We start from the raw sequence: 19,902 nt of genomic DNA, 5'->3' as shown, positions 1-19,902 counted from the left end.
AAAAAAACCCGTGCTTTTCAGGCACGGGCTTTGGTGAAGCAAATCGTGAAGCGCAGCGTGTCAATCCCAGATCACATGAACCTCATGGGGGCCACGCAGCTGAGCGCCGACAATCTGCGGTGCCGGTTTGTCGGGATCGAGGCGGATGTTCGGCAGCAGGTCCAGGATCGCATTGATCGCGCAGTTGATTTCGGTCTTGGCAACGAACTGACCAATGCACATGTGCGGTCCGAAACCGAAGCCGAACGAGGGACGCGGCTTGCGGTCGATGTCGAACTGGTCGGCGTTATCGAACGCATCCTCGTCACGATTGGCCGAGGACACGATGCACTGCACCATCGCTCCCTTGGGAATCTGCACCCCCCGGATGACGGTATCCTGCGCCGTCTGGCGGACCTTGAAGGTGGCGACCGGTTCGAAACGCACCGCCTCGTCAATCGCCTTGCTGACCAGGCTGCGGTCGTTACGCACCCGCTCCAGGGTCTGCGGGTTTTGCAGCAGCAAAGTCAGCAGCGTGCCGAATGTGCGTGTCGTGGTTTCGCTGGCTGCCGGCAACAGAGAGCGGACAAACGTCGCGATTTCGTGATCGTCCAGCGAGCGGCCTTCATATTCCGCGCTAATCAGGCGACTGATCAGATCATCACCCGCCGCGCCCTGCGCCCGACGCTCGGCGACTACCACTTTGACCACGTCGTACAGAGCTTGAGCCGCATGCATGGCGGCACCGCGTGCAGCGGCGGCCTTCTCAGGGTCCACCTGGGGCCCCGCGAGAATGGCTAGCGCCCATGCGGCGTACTGTTCGATTTCCTCGGGCTTGTCTTCAGGAAAACCGATCAGCGCATAAATCACCCGAATCGGGAAGTACAGGCCGAAGTGCATCAGGTCCGCGGATTTGGCTGCCACCATCGGTTTGATGTATTCCTCGCGGATCACCCGATCGATCTTGGTTTCCTTCCAGCGATTGACGGTTTCAGGCATGAACACCGGCTGCAACAGGTTGCGAATGTTTTTATGCGCGTCACCGTCCATCGCCGTGAGAATCAGCCCGTCGAAGAATGCTCCCAGGCCTTCGGCAATGAATCCGCTGGTGAAGTTCTTCGCGTCACGCATCACCGCCATGACGTCATCGTATTTGAACAAGGTGAAAGTAGGACGGTTGGGGTCAAGCCCCGCAATCGATGGCACGCCAAGGCTGGCCATGAAATTGCCTTCCAGAATCGGCGTGTTCTTGCGCGCCTGCGCATAAACGGCCTGCAGGTCAACATCGCTGCCACGGTAATTGCTCGCGACGTTGGCGAATTCCTTGTTCAGATTGCTTTGCGCCTGAACGGACATGATCTTCTCCTTTCTTATTGTTCATTATGGACTGATGCACCGGGGCTAAATGGCGCAAGGATTGGGTGAGTCTAGGTAAATCGCAAATCACGTGAACACAATTTAGATATCTGACTCGTTATTCGCCAGTCGCCCCTCAATACGCCTGCTGCTGCACATAGGTCATGCGTCCGCCCGCCAGCATCAGCGCGCAATAGAAATTCAACTCGACAATCTGTGCCGTATCGAAAAAACATCCCAAGCGCTGAAAATGCTCATCGCCGATGGACTGGTAATCGCTGGCGAACAGATCAGCGAAACTCAGCGCTGCGCGTTCGGCGGGCGTGAAGTGCTCGCTATCGGTGGCAATGCATGCAATATCCCGTTCATCAACCTGCTCTGATTTGCGCGCCAGCTGACAGGCCCGGCACTGCGTCAGGCTGGCAATCTTCAATCGCACCAGTTCGCGCAGGCGCTCGTCGAGCAGGCTGTCTTGATGCAGGCTTTCCATCAGCTCCAGCCAGGCCATCGCCACTTTCGGGCGATGCGCCCACCCCAGCACAGGACGGCTGGTACTGAGCATCCGGCTGGCGAGGCCGCGGTCGATCGCCTCAAGCAGATCGACTGGCAACAAGTCCAGGGCAAGCGGCGGTATGCGCGCTTTGCTGACGCTCTGGGCATCGCCCCGCCCCGCGTTCAAACCAGACGCTCGATAATCGTTGCCGTGCCCAGGCCGCCGGCGCAGCAGATCGCCTGCAGTCCATATCGGGCACCTCGCCGTTCCAGCTCGTTCAGCAGCGTAGTCATCAGACGCGCACCACTGGCACCTAATGGATGCCCCAGCGCAATGGCCCCACCGTTGACGTTCAGCCGCTCATGACTGACCCCGGTCTCATGCATCCAGGCCAGCGGAACCGATGCGAACGCTTCGTTGACCTCGAACAGGTCAATGTCATCGAGCTGCAACCCTGCTTTCTTGAGCACCTTGGCCGTGGCCTCGATGGGACCGGTCAGCATCAGGGTCGGGTCGGTGCCCACGGTGGCAAAGGCGACGATTCGGGCGCGAGGTTTGAGCCCGTGGCGCCGGGCAGCCTCGGCATCCATGATCAACAGAGCGGCAGCGCCGTCGGATATCTGCGACGCGTTACCGGCGGTGATCCGGCCATTGTCCGGGCGGAAACTGGTTTTCAGCGTGGACAACTTCTCACGTGAAGTATCGCGACGGATGGTTTCGTCGGAGACGAGCGTCATCGCCGGATCCGTCAGATTTCTTTCGCGCAATGATTCGACTGGCACCGGCACCAACTGGCTGTCGAAGTAACCGGCATCGCTGGCCTTCGCCGCGCGCTGATGACTTGTGTAGGCGTAGTCGTCCAGCGCATCGCGGCTCAGATTCCATTTCTCGGCGATACGCTCGGCCGCCTCGCCCTGGCTGGTCAGCTCGTAGCGTTCGCTGACCATCCAGCCGAACGCCTCGCCGTGCAGATCGCGGTTACTGCCCATTGGTACGCGACTCATGTTCTCGGCACCGCCTGCGACGACGATCTGCGCCATCCCTGATGCAATGAAACCCGCCGCCGCATGTACTGCCGTTTCCCCCGACCCGCATTTGCGGTCCAGCGTCAGTCCGGGGATGCTGTCCGGCCAGCCAGCGCCCAGCAGCGCAGTACGTGCGATGTTCGCCGACTGCTCGCCAATCTGGGTGACGCAACCGAAGATCACATCGTCGACCGCCACGGGGGACAGGTCATTGCGCTCGGCCAGAGCGTTGATCACCAAGGAGCCCAACTGATCGGCCCGCACCCCGGCCAGGCTGCCGCGAAACCGGCCAACAGGCGTGCGCAGGGCATCGACAATCACGATCTCTTTCATAGCACGCTCGCTCGCAGCCCGCTGCCTGGCACAGCTTTGCTGTCTTCATAGCGATAGACGCCATGCCCGGTCTTACGTCCCAGACGCCCTGCCGCGACCATTTTGATGATCAACGGGCAGGGACGAAATTTCTCGCCCAGGGTCTGGTGCAAGTAGCGCAACACCGACAACCGCGTGTCCCAGCCTGTCAGATCACCCAGTTCCAGCGGACCCATGGGGTGGTTGAATCCCATGCGTAATGCGGTATCGATGTCCTCGGCGCTGGCAATGCCTTCTTGCAGCATGTACATGGCCTCATTGCCCAGCATTGCGGACATGCGGCTGGTGGTCAGTCCTGGCGATTCGTTGACGACGATCGACGTCTTGCCCAAGGCGTCGCACAGATCGCGCGTGCGTGCGACGGTTTCATCGCTGGTAGCGAGCCCTCGAACCAGTTCGACCAGCTTCATCTTGTGCACCGGGTTGAAGAAGTGCATGCCGATGACCCGGTCGGCGCTGTCGATCGATGCCGCAATCTCGGTGACGCTGAGTGCCGATGTATTGGTTGCGATAATCGCGTCGCGCGCCATCAAAGGTGCCGCCTGAGCGACGATGGCTTTCTTGATCGCGAGTTGTTCGGAAACGGTTTCTACCAGCCAGTTGGCGCCGCTGGCCGCCTCGCCCAGATCGCCCGCAGTGCTGAGCCGGGCCATTGCAGCGTCAGCCTGCTCGGCCGAGACCTTACCGAGGCTGACGCCGTTTTTTAGAATGTTTTCAACGGTCGCCCGGGCATTGCTCAGAGACTGCGCGTTGGTGTCGACCAGCACCGTATGAAATCCGGAACTGACAAAACCGTGCGCGATGCCCGTGCCCATCAGCCCCGCACCGACCACCACTACTTTGTTGTTTTTATCAATGCTCATGCCGAGACCTTCGAGTTGACGGGTGACTTTTCACCCACGACGTTGCGCAAGGTACCAATGCCTTCAATGCTCGCTTCTACGACATCTCCGGAATCGAGGAATATCCCCGTGCCCATGCCGACCCCAGCTGGCGAGCCGGTGAACAACACGTCACCACAGGCGAAACTGGAACGCTGCTGTACAAAAGCGATCAGTTCGCCCACGTCCCAGGTCATGTCCGCGGTGTTGCCGTCCTGACGCGTCTGGCCGTTGACCTTGAGCGTCAAACGCAACTCGGGTGAACCGCCTGGGAGTTCATCTTTGGTTACAATCCACGGGCCCAGACCGGTGGTCTTGTCCTGGCTCTTGGCGGCGAACAGGTCCATGCCGATTCCTTTCGGACCGCTGCGCTGCAAGTCCCGTGCACTGACGTCGTTGCCGACGGTGTAGCCCAGAACGCAGGCGAGCGGATCGTCAAGGTCCACCTCGTCGCTGCCAATCACCGCCACGAGTTCAACCTCATGATCCAGCTCATTGGTGAGCGGCGGAAAGCGAATCGGGTCATTGGCGCCGATCAACGCACCATAAGCCTTGAGAAAGGCCACAGGTTGTGATGGCGCCGACAAACCGAATTCCACAAGGTGCTTGGCATAATTCGCCCCTGCCACCACGACCCGGTTGACCGGCTCGATCGGCGGCAGCAGCGTGACCTGGGACAAGGCCAGCGGTGGTCCGGAAAAGCGCAATGCGCTGATTCCGGCACCGCGCGCCACCTTGGGCGCCCATGAGGTGAAATCACCGGCGATAGGCGTGACCATGTCCTGCTGGACATCGACCACCGCCCAGAACACGCCGCTCTCGAAATAGGAACAGCGAGCCAATTTCATTAGACCGCTACCTTGGCAGGTGTGACCTGGCCGATTTTTGCCGGATCCAGATGGAGCAACTTGCAAGCGTTCTGCCAACGGATTTTCTGCAAGTCGGCATCGCTGAGTTTCAAGCCATGGGTCAAGTCGTGGCGTACGGCATCGCTGCCGCCGAAATTGCTACCGTAGACCATCTGATCGGCACCGATGACTTCGATCAACGCCTGACGCATCGGCAATTCATGCAGCTCGACGTCGAAATAGAAATTCTTCATGTAGTCGAGAACGGGACGTTTGTTGTGAACCACATCGAGGTTCTTGTTGGTCTGCGCCAGACGACCCAGTTGATACGGCACATATCCGCCGCCATGGGTGATGTACACCTTCAGGTCCGGGAAACGATCCAGCACGCCACCACACACCAGGTTCCAGAAGCAGCGCGTTTCGTCGTACTGCATGCCGACGATCGCCGTGGTTTCGTAACGGTCCTCATTGGCGCGGTCGCCCCACGTCACCGACTGGTTGTAACCATGAATGAACATCGGCAGGTCGAGGTCGCACAGGGTTTTCCAGACCACGTCGAGTTCCGGAGAGTCGAACTCCAGGCCACCGAAGTTCGCGCCGCCCGCAGAAAGGCCCTTGGCTCCCAGTTTGGTGCAGGCACGGCGCAATTCCACCGCCGCCGCTTCAGGCGCGTTGAGCGGCGCGTGTGCCCAAAACATCAGGCGATCGGGGGCGGCCGAGCAGTATTCGGCGAACGTGTCATTGACCGTGCGCGCATAAGGGACTGCGTACTCGGCTTCAGTCCAATACATGTAGCAGTGGGAAGGAACCGACACCACTTGAAGATTCTGGCCAGCGGCATCCATACCCGCCAGGCGGACTTTCGGATCGGCCCACTTGGCCATGTATTCCTCAAGCTTCAATCCCTGGCCGGCACGTACGGCGGCCTTGCGTTCCGGGGAGCCCAGCGTCAATTGCCATTTGCCGACGCGCAAACGGATATCACCGTCATCGCACTGTTCGAAAAACGGGCCCCAATGCGGGTGCTGGTTGTAATAGCCAGGGAGCGGAGCATGAGCGTGAAGATCGATAAGCATAATCCGGGACCTCTACGTAGGAACTTTCTGGTTTTTGTGATTGTTCTCGGTATTGCTGACCCGAAGCACGGTGCATGAATCGCCCCTGGAGGCGGCCCGGGAAATTGACCCGCACGGCTCTGGTCTGAACGAAGCATAAAATTAATTTGAGCATAAATCAAAATAGTGTTCAGTTTATTTTGTCGCCCTGGCTCCGAGGGCCGGGCCAGAGCCACTCGCGGACGCTGATCGCACTGCGAGTCCAACGTTCACTACCGGAAATTCGGGGTCAGAGGCGAATCAGAGGCGAAAAAAAAACCGGCCCCTGCAAGCGCAGGGGCCGGTTCACGTGTTTAGAAAAGTGTCTAAATAAGGCGATTCAACGCCGGGTACGGGAAGTCGAGCCCATGGTCATTGCAGCGGCCAGCTTCTTGACCCGCACCGGCAACAATCGCCGACTGGCACTTTCCGGCACCAGGATTTCGCTAAGCACATAGCGGATGATCATTTCGCACAGAAGCTCGCGATCCAGACGCACGCCCAGCTTATTGTCCCAGTCGTCGAAAACAATGTTGAGCACGTCCTGGAACCGGACGATCGAGTCATGAAAGATTCGTCTGAAGAAGCTCAGCGCGTAATCCGGCGCTACCACCAGCAGGCGTCGTGCGCGGCTTTGCTCCAGGTAGTTGTCCAGGTAGACGAACAAGGCATTGAGCCGCGCTTCGGGATCTTCGATTCGCCCAAGCGCCGCTGTCAGTGACACGTGGAAGCTGTCCCGCTTGTGACGGGAGAATGTGTCGAGCAGATCTTCCTGAGACGAAAAATAGCGATAAAAAGTACCGCGTGAGACACCTGCGACTTTGCACACATCCAGAATCGAGATGCGATCGGCACCCGACTGCAACACCACCTCTTCAGTGGCGGCAAGGATATTGGCGATGGTTTCTTCCGATCGGCGATTGGGTTTGACCTTCCCCGGCAAGGCGGCTCCGGTGACGCCGGAGCCTGTCGGCGCAGCCGCTTTGGTGCCGGCGCGGGCTGTCTTGGCAGGGGTTGCCTTGGCAGGGGTTGCCGCTTTCTTTTTGGCGGCAGACGTAGCCTTCGGCGCGGCGGCTTCGGCCTGTTGTTTTAGAGCTTTCGGCATAAATGAACAGACTCATGGACATTTCGATGTGCCACGTTAGCATAGGAATTAAGCATTTCAGTGAGAATTTGTTCAACTTCTACCTAGAGACAAGCGTTAAATCTTTCCATAGAATTCGATTCTCTCACCAAAATAAGATTCAGGCGCACCTTCACCGGGGCGCCTACAAAAAGGAGAAGATTCATGAGTGGCACTGGGAATCCCGAAGCCTGGGCGGTAAGTGAAAGAGACACGGTAATTTCTGCATTGGAGCGAGCGGTAGCACGGGCTCCAGACAGGGTTTTGCTGGATTTCAGTGGAACGTTATACACATACAGGGAAGTTGATCAGCTTTCCAACAGGATGGCCCACGCTTTGGCCGATCTTGGCGTTTGTGGTGGCGCCACGGTGCTGACGATGCTCGACAACAACATTGATGCGGTCGTCACCTGGCTAGCGATCAACAAGCTGTGCGCGGTCAGCGTGCCGATCAACACAGCACTCAAAGGCGAATTCCTGCGTCATCAGATCGCTGATACCGGCACGCATCTGGTGATTTGCGAAGCCGACTATCTGCCGCGTATCACCGCGATCGCAGGCCAGCTCACGGAAGTGGAGCGTGTGTTGTTCCGCGACGCGAACGGTCGCCAGCACGCGTTACCTCAAAGCCCTTTCCCGATAGAGCCACTGGATGCATACCGCGGCACCGATGATTCCGCCTTCGAGCGCAAGCCTCAGCCGTCGGACCTCGCCTGTCTGATCTATACCTCCGGCACCACCGGCCCATCCAAAGGCTGCATGATCAGTTACAACTTCATGTGCAACCTTGCCCGGCTGCAACTGCGAGCGGGCCCCGCGAACGAGAACGATGTAACGATCACGCCGCTGCCGCTGTTTCACATGAATGCGCTCTGCGTCAGCATCATCGCCAGCATTCTGGTGGGAGCGCGCGCGGCAATTCTGCCGCGTTTCTCTGTGTCTAATTTTTGGCCCGAAGTGGAGCGCTCTGGCGCGACAATCGCCTCGATTCTCGGCGGCATGGGTGGTCTGTTGGCACAAGCGCCCGATAACGAAGCCATGCTGCGTTGCCGAGGACAGATTCATACCGCCCGTGGCAACCCGTATACAGAAGAGACCAAGAAAATCTGGCGGGAACGCTTCGGCACCGGGCTGGTTGGCGGAAACGGGTACGGGTTGACGGAAGCCTGCGTGGTAACGTCGCTGGCCGCCGGTGAATATGCGGCACCGGGGTCATCGGGCAAGCGTATTGCTGACTTCGACGTGCGCATTGTCGACGATCAAGACAATGAAGTGCCGGCTGGCACGCCAGGCGAGATCGTGGTCAGGCCGCAACGCCCGGATATCATGTTTCAGGGCTACTGGCGCCGTCCGGAGGACACCCACAAGCTGATGCGCAACATGTGGTTCCACACCGGAGATGTAGGCAAATTCGACGACGAGGGCTTCTTCTACTTCGTTGACCGCAAGAAGGACTACCTGCGGCGTCGTGGCGAAAACATTTCCAGTTTCGAGATGGAGGCGGCATTCGCCACTCACCCGGCGTTGTCGGAAGTAGCCGTGCACGCGGTGCCTTCGGACAAAGGTGAGGATGACGTCAAAGTCACTGCGGTGTTGCATGAGAACACCGAGCTGGCGCCGGAAGCGCTGTTTCACTGGGCAGCGGACACCGTGCCTTACTACGCGCTACCGCGCTACATCGAGTTTCGCAGCAGCCTGCCGAAGAACCCCCAGGGCCGGGTCCTCAAATATCTGCTGCGCGATGAGGGCAAGACCGCGACGACATGGGATCTCGACGATACCGACATCAAGGTCGCGAAGCGCTGAGGGATAACGCGGCGTGCCGGGCACGCCGCGTTTCTTGCCCCGTCAGTACTCCCGCGCAGGGATATGCTTTGGCCTTGAGTTGTAGCCTGGCAGGTGCAGACCACCATCTACATGTAGCGTTTCGCCTGTGACGAAACGCGACATCTCGGATGCCAGAAACACGACCACAGGGCCAATGTCTTCTTCCGGCTCGCCGCAACGGCCCAAGGGACGTAGCCCGGCGGACATTTCAGCGAAACCCGGATTTTCCTCCGCCAGCTTGTGGAAGGTCGCGCCCATCGCCGTGGGCGCGATCGCATTGACGCGAATGTTGAAACGCCCCCACTCCGACGCAGCACTGCGGGTCAGCCCGACCACGGCGGATTTCGCCGTGTTGTAGTCGCCGTGCAGCCAGGCGCCAATCTCGGTATCGATGGAATAGAAGTTGATGATCTTGCCGCCGCCCCGAGCCTGCATATGGGGAAATGCAGCCTTCATCGACCACCAGGCAGCCCAGACCGTGGAGTTCAGCGTGCGCTCGAGCATGTCGTCGGTCTTTTCTTCCAGCAACACGTTAGGCGTTGGCGCGAAAGCGTTGTTCACCAGGATGTCCAGGCCGCCGAAATGGCTGACGGCCGCATCTATTGCCGCCTGGATATCCGCTTTGCAACTGACATCAGTCTTGATGAACAGGGCCTGCGCACCCAGAGCCTTGAGTTCTTCGGCAACCGCCGCGCCGCTGATCTCATCGAGTTCCGCCACCACGACCGCTGCACCTTGCCTGGCAAAGCTCAATGCCACGCCCCGTCCGATACCACCACCAGCGCCGGTGATCAGCGCCACTTGTTCTCGCAGCAGGCCCATAGCCGCTCCTTTTTTGTTGTTGTCCGAGAGGAATTCCATCGCTACATAGATGAACATTATCCGATATAGTGTCTAAATAAAACCGATAAAAACCAATCGCTCAGCCAGACAAAAAGGATAAGCCGGATGAGTACGTTTCGCCGCCGCATTGAGATTGTTTCCAGTGGCCAAACCGACAGCGGGGAAGTTCGCGCCGCCCTCGAAGACGATTTCCATCATTTCCGCGTTTGCCTGCGCCATGAACACGGCGTGCTAAGCCAAATCACTGGCCAGGCCCTGAGATTTCCGTACTCCGCCTGCCCTCAGGCGATTGAGCCGTTGCAGGCGCTGTCGGGCATGGCGCTGTCACCCATTGCCCATTCGGTGACGCGGCAGACCGACGCGCGACAGCAATGCACGCATTTGCTGGATCTGGCCGGGCTGGCGGTCGCTGCAGCATTACGGCCCGCGCAACTGCGTCGCTACGACATTCAGGTTCCACTGCGGGTAGAGGGTCGAACGCGAGCAATGCTGCAGTTGAACGGCAAGCAGTTGCTGGAGTGGCGAATCAGTGGGGCGATCATCGAAGGCCCGGAACCGTTCGCCGGTGTGAATATTCGCGAAGGCATGGCGCGCTGGGCATTGAACACCCTAACCCCGGAACTCGCAGAAGCCGCGTTGCTGCTGCGGCGCTGCACCATGATTTCCATTGGCAAGACACAGAATCTGGATGGCCAGATCCACGCCTCCAGCACCGATCGCTGCTACACCCAGCAGACCGTTCGCGCGCCGCAGGCACTGCGCATGGTGGGGTCGACATGGGATATCGCGAGCAATGAAGCACTGTGCGCCAGCGACCAGCAATGGTTGCATGAGTGCACAAGCGCCACCCGATAAAGTTGGACTCATCGAAGCTGCTTTTATAAAAAAAGAGTACAAAAAAGCCTGCTGAACAAGTCAGCAGGCTAAAGGAGCGACACAATGAACGCTTTCAGTACGCCTGGCGTTTAGAGGAACACCGCCAGGTTCGGCGTGCCCAGTACCGCCTGGTCGAGGATGACTTCACGGCGGGCGAGCTTGAAGCTGTCGCCGTCCACGCGCAACAGATCACGGCGCTCGCCGCTGATGATGTCGACGTGGTGATCCTTGAAACGACTGCGGGTGAGGAGCAGATAGCTGGTCACGATGAACTCGTCGGCGTTGTCGGTCTCTTCGACGAACACGTTGGTCACCAGCCGCCGCGTACGCGAAGGCGGGTCTTCGGCCCAGGCGCTCTTTCCTGAAAGACGCAGAATGCGCCCCATGATCGACCGGTAGTCATCGTGGTAATGCTGCACGCTGCGCACGATGGTCGTGGACAGTTCGGCCGCCGTGCGGGTATGGCGCAGCGGCACGGTGTAGACCAGGTCCGTCGCCAGGCGAGACGCCCAGTCCTGCAAGCGGATCTGGTCCAGCAGCGTGGCCTCTTCATACAGAAACGTGACCACCTGGTTGTAGACCGGCGAGCCAATAGGCACACGCTTTATGCCCAGCGGCGAGCCCGGTTGAACATGGTCGGCGCCGCGCTGCTGTACGTCGACCCGCGGTTTCTCCGCCAATTGAGTGTCAGACATGAATGAATCCCCGAATCTTATTGTTGTTGAATAACGGTGCGCGGGGGCACTTACTGATCTTCCTCTACGGGCGCGGTCATCAGTTCATGCCAGTACAGCCACCAGTGCCATTGAGTGTCATCCTTGGTGAAACCCTCATTGACAATTCCGGGGCCGGGCCAGCCTTGCGGCGCACCCGTTTCGAATACGGCCTGATATTTGAGCGTACTTTTGCGCCCCATCGCCCCTTTCGCGGCAAGCGTCATGTGCGGCCAGGTGTCAGAGTCATCCTGTTCGACCATGCCGGAGGTGCCGAACAGCTGAATGGTCTGCTTGAGCATTTTCTCGCGCAGTTCCGGCGAAGCGTCTTTCTCGGCGAAGATCCAGTTCACGAACTCCAGCTTGTCCGGGCCTTGCGGGACGTAGGCGTGCAGGGTCATCGAGCCAACCACGCTGCCGTCTGGCTGCGGGATGTAGACGAAACCAAAGAGGATATTAGGAAACATCCCGCCCACTTGCGGCGGCATGCTAGTCAACACTTTGAGCTGATCTTCACTGAGGTTTCGAGCCAATTGTTCGACCATGTCAGCCGTCATTCCGGCTGGCGGCAGGGCCTGCAGCTTCTGCTCTACCGTCAAGGTTTCGGGGTCGAGCCCGGTCAGGCGTTTGATCTTGCGAGCCAGGTCGATACACCGCAGCGCATGGCCGTGGGGCGAACTGATCTCGACGCCGTACATCTCCGGGCTCAGGTCGGCACTCTGGCCGTTCTCGTCCTTCTTCGCATAGTTGCCGACCTCACCCAGCCAGCGGTGCAGGGTCAAAGTGTGGAAACCATCGGCGGCCGATTGCTCGCCTGCAGTCTTCCAGTTGGCATTGACGATGAAGCGCTGCGGTGGGCCGAGCACTTCCATGCCTTTGTCCGAGCGCAGGAACAGCATGTCGTAATACCATTTGGCATCGCCGAGGAACTCGTCGAATGACGGTCCGTCGACGTTCCAGGTTGCGAATACCAGACCGCCGTAGAGAGTCACCCTGGCCTTTTTCAGGCCCAGTTGCTCCTTGGGCAGCATCTTGCCGTGCATGCACTCGCGATCCACTGGCGAGCCGATGAAGTCGCCGTTGGGGCGAAACGCCCAGCCATGATAGATGCACTTATGGATCTGGGTATTGCCGCAGTCGGCAGTGCTGATGCGCATGCCGCGATGAGGGCAGACGTTGAGGGTGACGTGGACCGCACCTTCCTTGTCGCGGGCGACTATGACCGAGTCCGAACCCAGGTCCCGGACCATGAAGTCGCCGGAATTGGGAATTTCCGACTCGTGGCCAAGCAGGACCCAGATTTTGCCGAAAATCTTCTCCATCTCGATTTCGTAGATTTCGCGGTCAGACAATACACGCATCTGCACTTCGCGTGTCGAGGGATAGATCAGGTCTGCGACCTTGGTTCCATCAGACAGTACGGGGCTTGTTCTTGTTAGCATGTTGGCCTCCAGTTCAGGGTGTCACGGCTACTCCGAGCCGGTTGAATATAAGACAGATTCACAAATAATGTATAGCGCTAGCGTTTGTCTCGCCGGCAAATCAATCCCTGGGCACGCCTACTGCGCGCTGCCGACCTGCGTGCGCAGCACACCGATTCCCTCAACTTCCAGCTCGACCCGGTCACCGGGCTTGAGATAGCGCAACTGCTCCAGGCCGCATCCGTTGCCAACCGTGCCCGATCCCAGAAATTCGCCGGGGTAGAGCGTCTCGGAGCGTGACACGTGGGCGATGACATCTTCGAAGCGCCAGCGCATGTCCCGCGTATTACCTCTGCCCCACTCCTGGCCATTGACCCGCGCAACCATGTCCAGGTCATAAGGATCACCCAGCTCATCAGCGGTCACCAGGCAAGGCCCCATGATGTTGGCGGTGTCGAAATCCTTGCTCTTGGCCGGGCCGAGCATGCCAGGCATCTCGGCGGCCTGCGCGTCGCGGGCGCTCATGTCGTTGAAGATGGTAAAACCGATGATGTGTTCGCGCGCGGCTTCCCGCGAAATGTCCTTGCCTTTCTTGCCAATGTAACAACCAAATTCCAGTTCGAAATCCAGTGCCTTGCTGAAGGAAGGCCAGAGGAATTCGTCGTCGGCACCGATTACTGCGAAGCGGTTGCACTTGTAATAAATGGGCTGCCGATTGAATGTTTCGATCACCCGGTCGTCGGCGCGGGTGTTCATCGCTTTCAAAGTGGCTTCCGGATCTTCAGTGCGCAGCGCCCTCGACCGCCGAGCCGCCGCGAATGCCTGACGCAGATGCAGTTCGAAACAGGAACAGTCGCGCATCTGCGGAGGCGGCTGAATCGGGGCGCGCAGCCGCACTTCATCGCGCGGGGTAACGCTGAGGCTCGGTGATTTACGCAGCAGCGTGCGTGCTAGTTCCAGCGCCTGCTCGCCGCCTTCCACCAGCTTCAGCACGCTGCTCAGCGCGGTACTTTCGCCGCCCTGAACCTCGCGGTGGGCCGCTTGCAGGTCGACGACCGATTGATCCTGATCAATCAACGCGCCAGCACGCTCGACGCCATCGTCCCGAGTAAACGTCACCAGCCTCATACGCGGCCACTCACGGGCAGACAGGCGCCGGTCACGGCATCTGCTTCATCGGAAAGCAGAAAGGCAATGACCGAAGCCAGTTGAACCGGGCTTACCCAGCGACTGAAGTCGGCCTCGGGCATGTCGGCGCGGTTGGTCGGGGTATCGATGATGCTGGGCAGCACGGCATTGACGGTAATGCCGCGGTCCTTGAGTTCTTCGGCCAGTGCTTCGGTCAGACGTGCGACACCGGCCTTGGACGCCGCATAAGCGCCCATCCCCAGAGCTGCCTTGATGCTCGCCTGAGCGCTGACGTTGACGATTCGCCCCCCTTGTGCGGCGAACAGATGCTCAAGGATCGCCTGCGAAGCGACGACGGCTGTGCGCAGGTTCATCTGATAGAGGTGATCCCAGGTCGCCAGACTTGCGCCTTCGAGGGTTTCCCAGGCAAAACCACCGGCGACATTGACCAGGCCGTCGATACGGCCAAAATGTTCAGCCACTTGTCTGAGCGCTACGTTTGCCGACTCGACAGAAGTCAGATCGACTCCTCCCAATGCAAGCATGTCGCCGTCGTCATTGACCTTTTCCTGTGTCGTCTCGGCCCGATCCAGCAGCGCAACCCGGGCACCGCGGGCGCGCAAATGCTGACCGAGCGCTTTTCCAAGAACACCGAAGCCACCGGTGACGACCATCACTTTTGCGTGCAACGGTGTGTCTTCAAACGCCTGGTCCTGGCGAGAACTGGACATCGCGATTTCCTCTTATTGTTGTTGGGCCCACTCTGAAGGGGTGAGCGCGGCGTGACGATAATATAAGACACTTTTTAAAAATATGTACAGATGATACTGTGCATTCGTTGACTGGAATCAATAAAACCTATCCGGACTTCCACGCCTATGCCCAGAAAACTCCCTGCATTGACCGCCGATAACCGCGCCTTCTGGCAGGGCGGCGAACACGGGCAGTTGCTCATTCACCATTGCGAGGCCTGCGCGCACTTTTTTCATCCGCCCTCGCCCATCTGCCCGCGCTGCGCCAGCTTCGATGTCAAGCCGCGCCCCGTGTCCGGCAAGGGTTCGGTCGCCAGCTTCACGGTCAATTATCAGCAATGGACGCCCGAACTGGATACCCCGTTCGTAGTGGCGATCATCGAGCTGATCGAACAGCCCGGCTTACGCTTTCTCAGTAATGTCGTCGGCTGTGACCCGCTGTCGGTCGGCGTTGGCATGCCCGTGCATGTCAGGTTCGAAAACATCGAGGATGTCTGGCTGCCCCTGTTCGAGAAGGATCAATGATGTTCGATCATCGCTACGAAAAAGACGTCGCCATCACCGGTATCGGCCAGTCAGAGGTAGCCCGGCCTTCCAGCAAATCGGCCATGCGCCTGACGCTGGAGGCATGCCTTGAAGCCATTTCCGATGCCGGTTTGAGCCGCGAGGACATCGACGGTGTGGCCTGCTGGCCGGGGGACAACAATAATGGCGATCCTTTTTCGCCGGTCGGCCCGAGTGCTTTGAAGAGCGCGCTTGGCTTGAACGTCAACTGGTTCGGCGCCGGATACGAAGGCCCCGGCCCGCTGGCAGGGATGATCAACGCTGCCATGGCCATTGCCGCGGGGCTGTGTCGCCACGTGCTGGTCTTCCGCACGATCACTGAGGCATCGGCCCGGCTGAACAACAAACAAGCTGGGGCTTTGAGCGCCAAGACCCAGGGTCGCGATAGCAGTCACGCCTGGCAGTGGTTCACCCCTTTCGACGTGCATTCGGGTATCAACCTGATGGCCCTGTATGCCCAACGGCATTTCCACGAGTACGGCACCCGCCCGGAACAACTGGCACAGATCGCCCTGACCTGCCGCGCCAATGCGCAGCGCAACCCCAAGGCGATTTATCGCACGCCCATGACCATGGAAGATTACATGGCTTCGAGGATGATCTCCTCGCCGTTGCGCATGTTCGACTGTGATGTGCACTGCGATGCGTCTACTGCCATTGTCCTGTCTCGTCGGGACGCCGCGACGGATACGCGACATCAGCCCATTCGCATCGAGGCCATGGGCGCGGCGCTCGATCAGCCCTGGTCCTGGGATCAGATTTCGTTGACTCAGATGGCAGCATTCGACGTGGGCCGAATGATGTGGTCGCGCACCGACTACACGCCTGCCGACGTCGGCTCGGCGCAACTCTACGATGGATTTTCGATTCTGACCATGATCTGGCTGGAGGCACTTGGGCTGTGCCCGACTGGGGAAAGCGGTGCGTTCGTCGAGGGCGGGCAGCGTATTTCATTCAACGGCCAGTTGCCGATCAACACCAATGGCGGGCAGCTGTCCGGCGGGCGCACCCACGGCCTTGGCTATGTGCATGAGGCGTGTCTGCAGCTATGGGGCCGCGCCGAAGGCCGTCAGACGCGGCCACACACTGTCGCCGCCGTGGCCGCCGGCGGTGGCCCATTGGGAGGGAGCCTGCTGCTGGCCAAAGACTGAACCGCGTTCATCAAACAAGGCTGAGCAGCGTGTCTAGAACAACACCTTGCTCAGCTCAGCGCAGAAAGCCACCAGCGTACGGCCGATTTCTTCGATGCCCTCTTCATCGCGCTGACCTCTGAACAGCACGGCGGACACCGTGAAGTCGATGTTGCCGGAGGGCGAAAAGACCGGGGCGGCAATCGCCAGAATGCCGATGGAAAAGTAGCCGTCATCCACCGCCCAGCCGCGCTCGGCGGCAAGCGCCACGTCTTCGCGGTAGACCTCGAGCGGCAATGGGCGGGCCCAGCGGATGGTGTCGAAATCGTCCTTGAGCTTGGCGTCTTCCATGTCCATCCGGGTGGCGAACAGTCGGCCGCTGGCCCCCATCAGAATCGGCAGGCGTTGCCCTTCGGCCATGTCGATGCGTACATCGGTCGGGCTGGCGGCAGAGCTGACGATGACAATACGATCAGCGCCCATACGTCGCCACAGGGTTACGGTTACCCGCAAGCGGGCGGCCAGATCCTGCAGCATTGGCTTGGCGAACTCCACGCGCTGGCCCTGGGTAACCAGCTGCTCGACCAGTCGCGCCAGACCGAGCCCAGCTGAGTAACGCTTGGACAGGGGGTTGAAATCCACCACGTCTTCCATGACCAGCGTGCGCAGGATGTTGAAACAGGTACTGGGGTTGATACCCAGAATACGCGCCAGATCCACCGAACGCTCTGGGGTTCCGCCCTGGCTAAGGTGGCGAAGAATGCGAATGGCATTCGAAACCGGCTTGACGCTGACCGCCCCCTTCTGGCCGTCGGGAGTGTCAGCGGTTTCAGGAGATTGCGAAGCAGTGCTGTCGGTCTTGGTACGGGGCATCGTGAATACCGGGTGAGCGAGCGATGCGGCATTCTAACCTGAGAACGCCGATGTACCAGCAGTTTAATATTGAAACCGATCAGCTCTTTTCGCGGAGGCCGGACTGTGGCTGATGGATGTAGCGCCGCGATACCTGCGCGTCACAGCGGTACTGGCTTAATGTGGACTCCAGCAGCTGGTCGGCCTGCGTGATGCGTGACTCCTGGCGCAGATAGTCGAGCCAGGAGTCGACGATGAAACGCTCGACGTAATGGCCGTTTTCATCGAGATCGTGATACAGCCGCCAGTTCGTCGCCCCGTTGCGGCGTCTGGACTGGCCGACCGCATAGGCGATTTTGATGAAGCGCGTGCGATCCACCGGTGCAACCCGATACGCCAGTTCAATCGAGACCGGGCCCGGGCCGGGGTTCAATTGCTCAGGCACCAACAGTCGATCCGTCGGTTGGATCGCGCTAGCGTAATCAGCCTCCTGCCCCAGTTCCAGCCGACCGTTGCGCGTGAGCATAAGACCCAGCACCAGCGTCAGCGCAGCCAGCAACAGGCTCTGGCGCAAGCCCAGATATTCGGCGAGTGCGCCCCAGATGCCTCCGCCAATGGCCATCGCACCCATCAGCATCAGCAGGTACACGGAAGCGACTCTGGCGCGTACCCAGTTCGCCGCGCACGTCTGCACCACGGTCGAAATGGTCGCGTTGACCGCCATCCATGACATCCCGGCGACCATCAGCATCGCGCATACTGCCAGCCGGCTATGGGATAGCGCTGCCACCAGCGTTGCCAGGGCAAAACCCACAGTCCCAGCGATGATCAGCACCCGCAGCGCAAACCGGCGATACATTCCGGTGAGATTGAATGCAGCAATCACCGCGCCGGCTCCCAGAAACCCCATCAGCAAGCCGTAGCCCCCGGCATCCAGCCCCAGTTCATGCTTGGCCACCAGTGGCATCAACGCCCACAGCGCGCTGGCGCTCAGGGTAAAGACGAAAACCTGCTTCATCGCGCTGATCAGCACCGTCGAATGACGGATATAACGCACACCGCTGCGCAGGCCTGCGCCGAAGCTTTCCGATGGCAGACCTTGGGGAGTGTGTCTGGGTGTGAAGGCTGCCACCAGCAGAATCACCAGCGCCAGGCACACCGTGATGACCGTGAACACCAACGCCGCACTCCAATAGCCGATCAGCGCACCTGCAATGGCCGGCCCTAACGCGCGCGCGGCATTGGTAGAAATACCGTTGAGGGAAACCGCCGCCGGCACCTGATCGCGTGGCAAAACCGAGACGATGGTGACCATCCAGGCCGACATGCTTAGCGCGCTGCCCGTGCCCAGCAAAAACGTGAACAGCAGCAGTGACCAGTCGCTCAGCAAATCGAGAGATGACAAGGTGCTCAGGCTCGCGGCCGCGATCAGCATGACGCCCTGGGTCAACGTCAGCCATTTGCGCCGGTCGACCAGGTCGGCGATCACCCCACCGGGCAAGCCGAACAGGAACGCGGGTAAGGCGATGGCAGTCTGCACGAGCGAGACCATCAGCGGCGAGGTCGACAGCAGCGTCATGATCCAGGCAGCGCCGACGGTCTGCATCCAGATCGCCAGATTGACCATGGCGCCGCCACACCAAAGCCAGCGGAAGCTGCGATTGCGCAACGGCGCCCAGGCTGATGCGGGCCGGACGTGAGGCGCCTGTTGCTCGTCCTGGCTCATTTCGGGAATGTCATTCATGGCGAGACGGGCTGGCCGAGCCGGCCCATTGCACGCGAGCTATTGAGAATGCGTGGCTCGCTGACGCGGTTGCTCATGCCGCCGATGCGTTCGATGCGAACTTCGACCCGATCCCCCGGCTGCAGGAAACGCCCGTCCTCAAGGCCCACGCCATGGGTAGAGCCGGTGAATAGCAAATCCCCCGGCTGCAAGGTTATCCGGGCGTCGACGAAGTTCAGCAGCTCATCGATGGGAAAGAGCATCTGCCGGGTGTTGTCGAACTGACGCCGTTCGTCGTTGACCACCAGTTCTATGTCCAGCTGCGGTTGCCCGCTGCCGAACTCGTCGAGGGAAACCACCCAGGGGCCGACCGGCGTCGTGCGATCCATGGCCTTCTGGGTCAACAGATCCAGACGGCCGATGCGTTTGCCGGCATCCCGTGCACTGATGTCGTTGCCGCAGGTGTAACCCAGCAGACAGGCACTGGCGTGCGGCTCATCACCCAAGGGACGCGCGACGACTGCGACCAGTTCGACTTCATAGTCGAGCTGCGCGGTCAGCGCCGGATACTGGATGTCATCGGTGGCTCCGACCAATGCCGATTCCGGCTTGATATAACCCAGCGGATGTTCCGGGGCGGTGCTGCCCAGATGCTGCAGATGACTGAGGTAATTCAGACCCACGCCAAATACCCGTGCCCCGGGTTCGAGGGGCGGCAAGATGCGGCACTGCGCCAGGGCGATGCCGACCTTGTCCAACGCCAGAGCAGCGCTGCCTCGGGTCGCATACTCGGCAGCCCATTCGGCGAACGGTGCACGGATCCGCTGCAGGTAGGTCGCGCTGGTGTCGAGCAGAGCCCAGAAGCACTCCGCCCGATATTCGACCCTGATCAGGCGCAT

General features: G+C 59.9%; 19 protein-coding genes. 4 read left to right on the top strand and 15 right to left on the bottom strand.

The genetic code is table 11. From position 1 onward, the window contains the following. Window positions 1-60 precede the first annotated feature (60 nt). The 7 genes from ACRER8_RS06535 to ACRER8_RS06505 form a co-directional block, all read right to left on the bottom strand. Complete coding sequence (locus ACRER8_RS06535; protein ID WP_431745531.1) at window positions 61-1,335, bottom strand: cytochrome P450; 1,275 nt, start codon at window positions 1,333-1,335, stop codon at window positions 61-63. A gap of 136 nt (window positions 1,336-1,471) precedes the next feature. Beyond that, entirely contained in the window at window positions 1,472-2,014 is a 543-nt protein-coding gene (locus tag ACRER8_RS06530; protein ID WP_431745530.1) for a carboxymuconolactone decarboxylase family protein, read from the bottom strand. Further along, window positions 2,011-3,186, bottom strand: a complete 1,176-nt coding sequence (locus ACRER8_RS06525) for a thiolase family protein (protein WP_431745529.1) — start codon at window positions 3,184-3,186, stop codon at window positions 2,011-2,013. The genes ACRER8_RS06530 and ACRER8_RS06525 overlap by 4 nt, the downstream gene beginning before the upstream one ends. Then, window positions 3,183-4,088: a 3-hydroxyacyl-CoA dehydrogenase gene (locus ACRER8_RS06520; protein ID WP_431745528.1), complete on the bottom strand. Its 906-nt coding sequence runs from the start codon at window positions 4,086-4,088 to the stop codon at window positions 3,183-3,185. Before ACRER8_RS06520 ends, ACRER8_RS06525 begins: the two co-directional genes overlap by 4 nt. Then, window positions 4,085-4,954: a fumarylacetoacetate hydrolase family protein gene (locus ACRER8_RS06515; RefSeq protein WP_431745527.1), complete on the bottom strand. Its 870-nt coding sequence runs from the start codon at window positions 4,952-4,954 to the stop codon at window positions 4,085-4,087. The genes ACRER8_RS06520 and ACRER8_RS06515 overlap by 4 nt, the downstream gene beginning before the upstream one ends. Then, window positions 4,954-6,033: an amidohydrolase family protein gene (locus tag ACRER8_RS06510; RefSeq protein WP_431745526.1), complete on the bottom strand. Its 1,080-nt coding sequence runs from the start codon at window positions 6,031-6,033 to the stop codon at window positions 4,954-4,956. Before ACRER8_RS06510 ends, ACRER8_RS06515 begins: the two co-directional genes overlap by 1 nt. A gap of 358 nt (window positions 6,034-6,391) precedes the next feature. Beyond that, the gene (locus ACRER8_RS06505; RefSeq protein ID WP_431745525.1) at window positions 6,392-7,156 is read right to left on the bottom strand and encodes a TetR/AcrR family transcriptional regulator; all 765 of its coding nucleotides are present in this window, start codon (window positions 7,154-7,156) and stop codon (window positions 6,392-6,394) included. Between the two features lie 183 nt (window positions 7,157-7,339). Here ACRER8_RS06505 and ACRER8_RS06500 point away from each other — a divergent pair, with 183 nt between their 5' ends. After that, a complete protein-coding gene (locus ACRER8_RS06500) occupies window positions 7,340-8,980 on the top strand; it encodes an ATP-dependent acyl-CoA ligase (RefSeq protein WP_431745524.1) in 1,641 nt (546 codons plus the stop codon). Between the two features lie 42 nt (window positions 8,981-9,022). Here ACRER8_RS06500 and ACRER8_RS06495 read toward each other — a convergent pair whose 3' ends face one another. Further along, the gene (locus ACRER8_RS06495) at window positions 9,023-9,823 is read right to left on the bottom strand and encodes an SDR family NAD(P)-dependent oxidoreductase (RefSeq protein WP_431745523.1); all 801 of its coding nucleotides are present in this window, start codon (window positions 9,821-9,823) and stop codon (window positions 9,023-9,025) included. A 126-nt stretch (window positions 9,824-9,949) separates the two neighbouring features. On the opposite strand from ACRER8_RS06495, the gene ACRER8_RS06490 reads away from it, so the two are divergent. Continuing rightward, window positions 9,950-10,699 carry a DUF2889 domain-containing protein gene (locus ACRER8_RS06490; protein WP_431745522.1) on the top strand — a complete coding sequence of 250 codons (750 nt, stop codon included), beginning with the start codon at window positions 9,950-9,952 and terminating at the stop codon, window positions 10,697-10,699. Between the two features lie 110 nt (window positions 10,700-10,809). Here ACRER8_RS06490 and ACRER8_RS06485 read toward each other — a convergent pair whose 3' ends face one another. The 4 genes from ACRER8_RS06485 to ACRER8_RS06470 form a co-directional block, all read right to left on the bottom strand. After that, window positions 10,810-11,415: an aromatic-ring-hydroxylating dioxygenase subunit beta gene (locus ACRER8_RS06485; RefSeq protein ID WP_431745521.1), complete on the bottom strand. Its 606-nt coding sequence runs from the start codon at window positions 11,413-11,415 to the stop codon at window positions 10,810-10,812. Window positions 11,416-11,465: 50 nt separating this feature from the next. Beyond that, a complete protein-coding gene (locus ACRER8_RS06480; RefSeq protein WP_431745520.1) occupies window positions 11,466-12,875 on the bottom strand; it encodes a Rieske 2Fe-2S domain-containing protein in 1,410 nt (469 codons plus the stop codon). A gap of 117 nt (window positions 12,876-12,992) precedes the next feature. Next, a complete protein-coding gene (locus ACRER8_RS06475) occupies window positions 12,993-13,982 on the bottom strand; it encodes a fumarylacetoacetate hydrolase family protein (RefSeq protein ID WP_431745519.1) in 990 nt (329 codons plus the stop codon). Beyond that, on the bottom strand, window positions 13,979-14,713 hold the full coding sequence (locus ACRER8_RS06470; RefSeq protein WP_431745518.1) for an SDR family NAD(P)-dependent oxidoreductase: 735 nt from the start codon (window positions 14,711-14,713) through the stop codon (window positions 13,979-13,981). The genes ACRER8_RS06475 and ACRER8_RS06470 overlap by 4 nt, the downstream gene beginning before the upstream one ends. 147 nt (window positions 14,714-14,860) lie before the next feature. Here ACRER8_RS06470 and ACRER8_RS06465 point away from each other — a divergent pair, with 147 nt between their 5' ends. Both ACRER8_RS06465 and ACRER8_RS06460 read left to right on the top strand, forming a co-directional pair. Further along, entirely contained in the window at window positions 14,861-15,259 is a 399-nt protein-coding gene (locus ACRER8_RS06465) for a Zn-ribbon domain-containing OB-fold protein (protein WP_431745517.1), read from the top strand. Beyond that, window positions 15,259-16,449: a thiolase family protein gene (locus ACRER8_RS06460; RefSeq protein WP_431745516.1), complete on the top strand. Its 1,191-nt coding sequence runs from the start codon at window positions 15,259-15,261 to the stop codon at window positions 16,447-16,449. Before ACRER8_RS06465 ends, ACRER8_RS06460 begins: the two co-directional genes overlap by 1 nt. Before the next feature lie 33 nt (window positions 16,450-16,482). Here the strand turns inward: ACRER8_RS06460 and ACRER8_RS06455 are convergent, their stop codons facing one another. From ACRER8_RS06455 to ACRER8_RS06445, 3 genes are all read right to left on the bottom strand, one after another. Next, the gene (locus ACRER8_RS06455) at window positions 16,483-17,301 is read right to left on the bottom strand and encodes an IclR family transcriptional regulator (RefSeq protein WP_431745515.1); all 819 of its coding nucleotides are present in this window, start codon (window positions 17,299-17,301) and stop codon (window positions 16,483-16,485) included. Window positions 17,302-17,380: 79 nt separating this feature from the next. After that, window positions 17,381-19,024, bottom strand: coding sequence for an MFS transporter (locus ACRER8_RS06450; RefSeq protein WP_431745514.1), 1,644 nt, complete (start codon window positions 19,022-19,024; stop codon window positions 17,381-17,383). Beyond that, complete coding sequence (locus ACRER8_RS06445; protein WP_431745513.1) at window positions 19,021-19,902, bottom strand: fumarylacetoacetate hydrolase family protein; 882 nt, start codon at window positions 19,900-19,902, stop codon at window positions 19,021-19,023. The genes ACRER8_RS06450 and ACRER8_RS06445 overlap by 4 nt, the downstream gene beginning before the upstream one ends.

This window comes from Pseudomonas sp. (assembly GCF_050739935.1).
Lineage (GTDB): Bacteria > Pseudomonadota > Gammaproteobacteria > Pseudomonadales > Pseudomonadaceae > Aquipseudomonas.
Note: the sequence above shows the minus strand (reverse complement) of the source record. Positions and strands in the feature narration are given on the sequence as shown.

What these genes read in the sequence shown, in the direction of transcription:
- ACRER8_RS06510 (WP_431745526.1), bottom strand. Translation starts at nt 6,033, where the DNA reads ATGCTTATCGATCTTCACGCTCATGCTCCGCTCCCTGGCTATTACAAC.
- ACRER8_RS06515 (WP_431745527.1), bottom strand. Translation starts at nt 4,954, where the DNA reads ATGAAATTGGCTCGCTGTTCCTATTTCGAGAGCGGCGTGTTCTGGGCG.
- ACRER8_RS06505 (WP_431745525.1), bottom strand. Translation starts at nt 7,156, where the DNA reads ATGCCGAAAGCTCTAAAACAACAGGCCGAAGCCGCCGCGCCGAAGGCT.
- ACRER8_RS06465 (WP_431745517.1), top strand. Translation starts at nt 14,861, where the DNA reads ATGCCCAGAAAACTCCCTGCATTGACCGCCGATAACCGCGCCTTCTGG.
- ACRER8_RS06445 (WP_431745513.1), bottom strand. Translation starts at nt 19,902, where the DNA reads ATGCGCCTGATCAGGGTCGAATATCGGGCGGAGTGCTTCTGGGCTCTG.
- ACRER8_RS06495 (WP_431745523.1), bottom strand. Translation starts at nt 9,823, where the DNA reads ATGGGCCTGCTGCGAGAACAAGTGGCGCTGATCACCGGCGCTGGTGGT.
- ACRER8_RS06500 (WP_431745524.1), top strand. Translation starts at nt 7,340, where the DNA reads ATGAGTGGCACTGGGAATCCCGAAGCCTGGGCGGTAAGTGAAAGAGAC.
- ACRER8_RS06450 (WP_431745514.1), bottom strand. Translation starts at nt 19,024, where the DNA reads ATGAATGACATTCCCGAAATGAGCCAGGACGAGCAACAGGCGCCTCAC.
- ACRER8_RS06480 (WP_431745520.1), bottom strand. Translation starts at nt 12,875, where the DNA reads ATGCTAACAAGAACAAGCCCCGTACTGTCTGATGGAACCAAGGTCGCA.
- ACRER8_RS06520 (WP_431745528.1), bottom strand. Translation starts at nt 4,088, where the DNA reads ATGAGCATTGATAAAAACAACAAAGTAGTGGTGGTCGGTGCGGGGCTG.
- ACRER8_RS06460 (WP_431745516.1), top strand. Translation starts at nt 15,259, where the DNA reads ATGTTCGATCATCGCTACGAAAAAGACGTCGCCATCACCGGTATCGGC.
- ACRER8_RS06485 (WP_431745521.1), bottom strand. Translation starts at nt 11,415, where the DNA reads ATGTCTGACACTCAATTGGCGGAGAAACCGCGGGTCGACGTACAGCAG.
- ACRER8_RS06535 (WP_431745531.1), bottom strand. Translation starts at nt 1,335, where the DNA reads ATGTCCGTTCAGGCGCAAAGCAATCTGAACAAGGAATTCGCCAACGTC.
- ACRER8_RS06525 (WP_431745529.1), bottom strand. Translation starts at nt 3,186, where the DNA reads ATGAAAGAGATCGTGATTGTCGATGCCCTGCGCACGCCTGTTGGCCGG.
- ACRER8_RS06455 (WP_431745515.1), bottom strand. Translation starts at nt 17,301, where the DNA reads ATGCCCCGTACCAAGACCGACAGCACTGCTTCGCAATCTCCTGAAACC.
- ACRER8_RS06490 (WP_431745522.1), top strand. Translation starts at nt 9,950, where the DNA reads ATGAGTACGTTTCGCCGCCGCATTGAGATTGTTTCCAGTGGCCAAACC.
- ACRER8_RS06475 (WP_431745519.1), bottom strand. Translation starts at nt 13,982, where the DNA reads ATGAGGCTGGTGACGTTTACTCGGGACGATGGCGTCGAGCGTGCTGGC.
- ACRER8_RS06470 (WP_431745518.1), bottom strand. Translation starts at nt 14,713, where the DNA reads ATGTCCAGTTCTCGCCAGGACCAGGCGTTTGAAGACACACCGTTGCAC.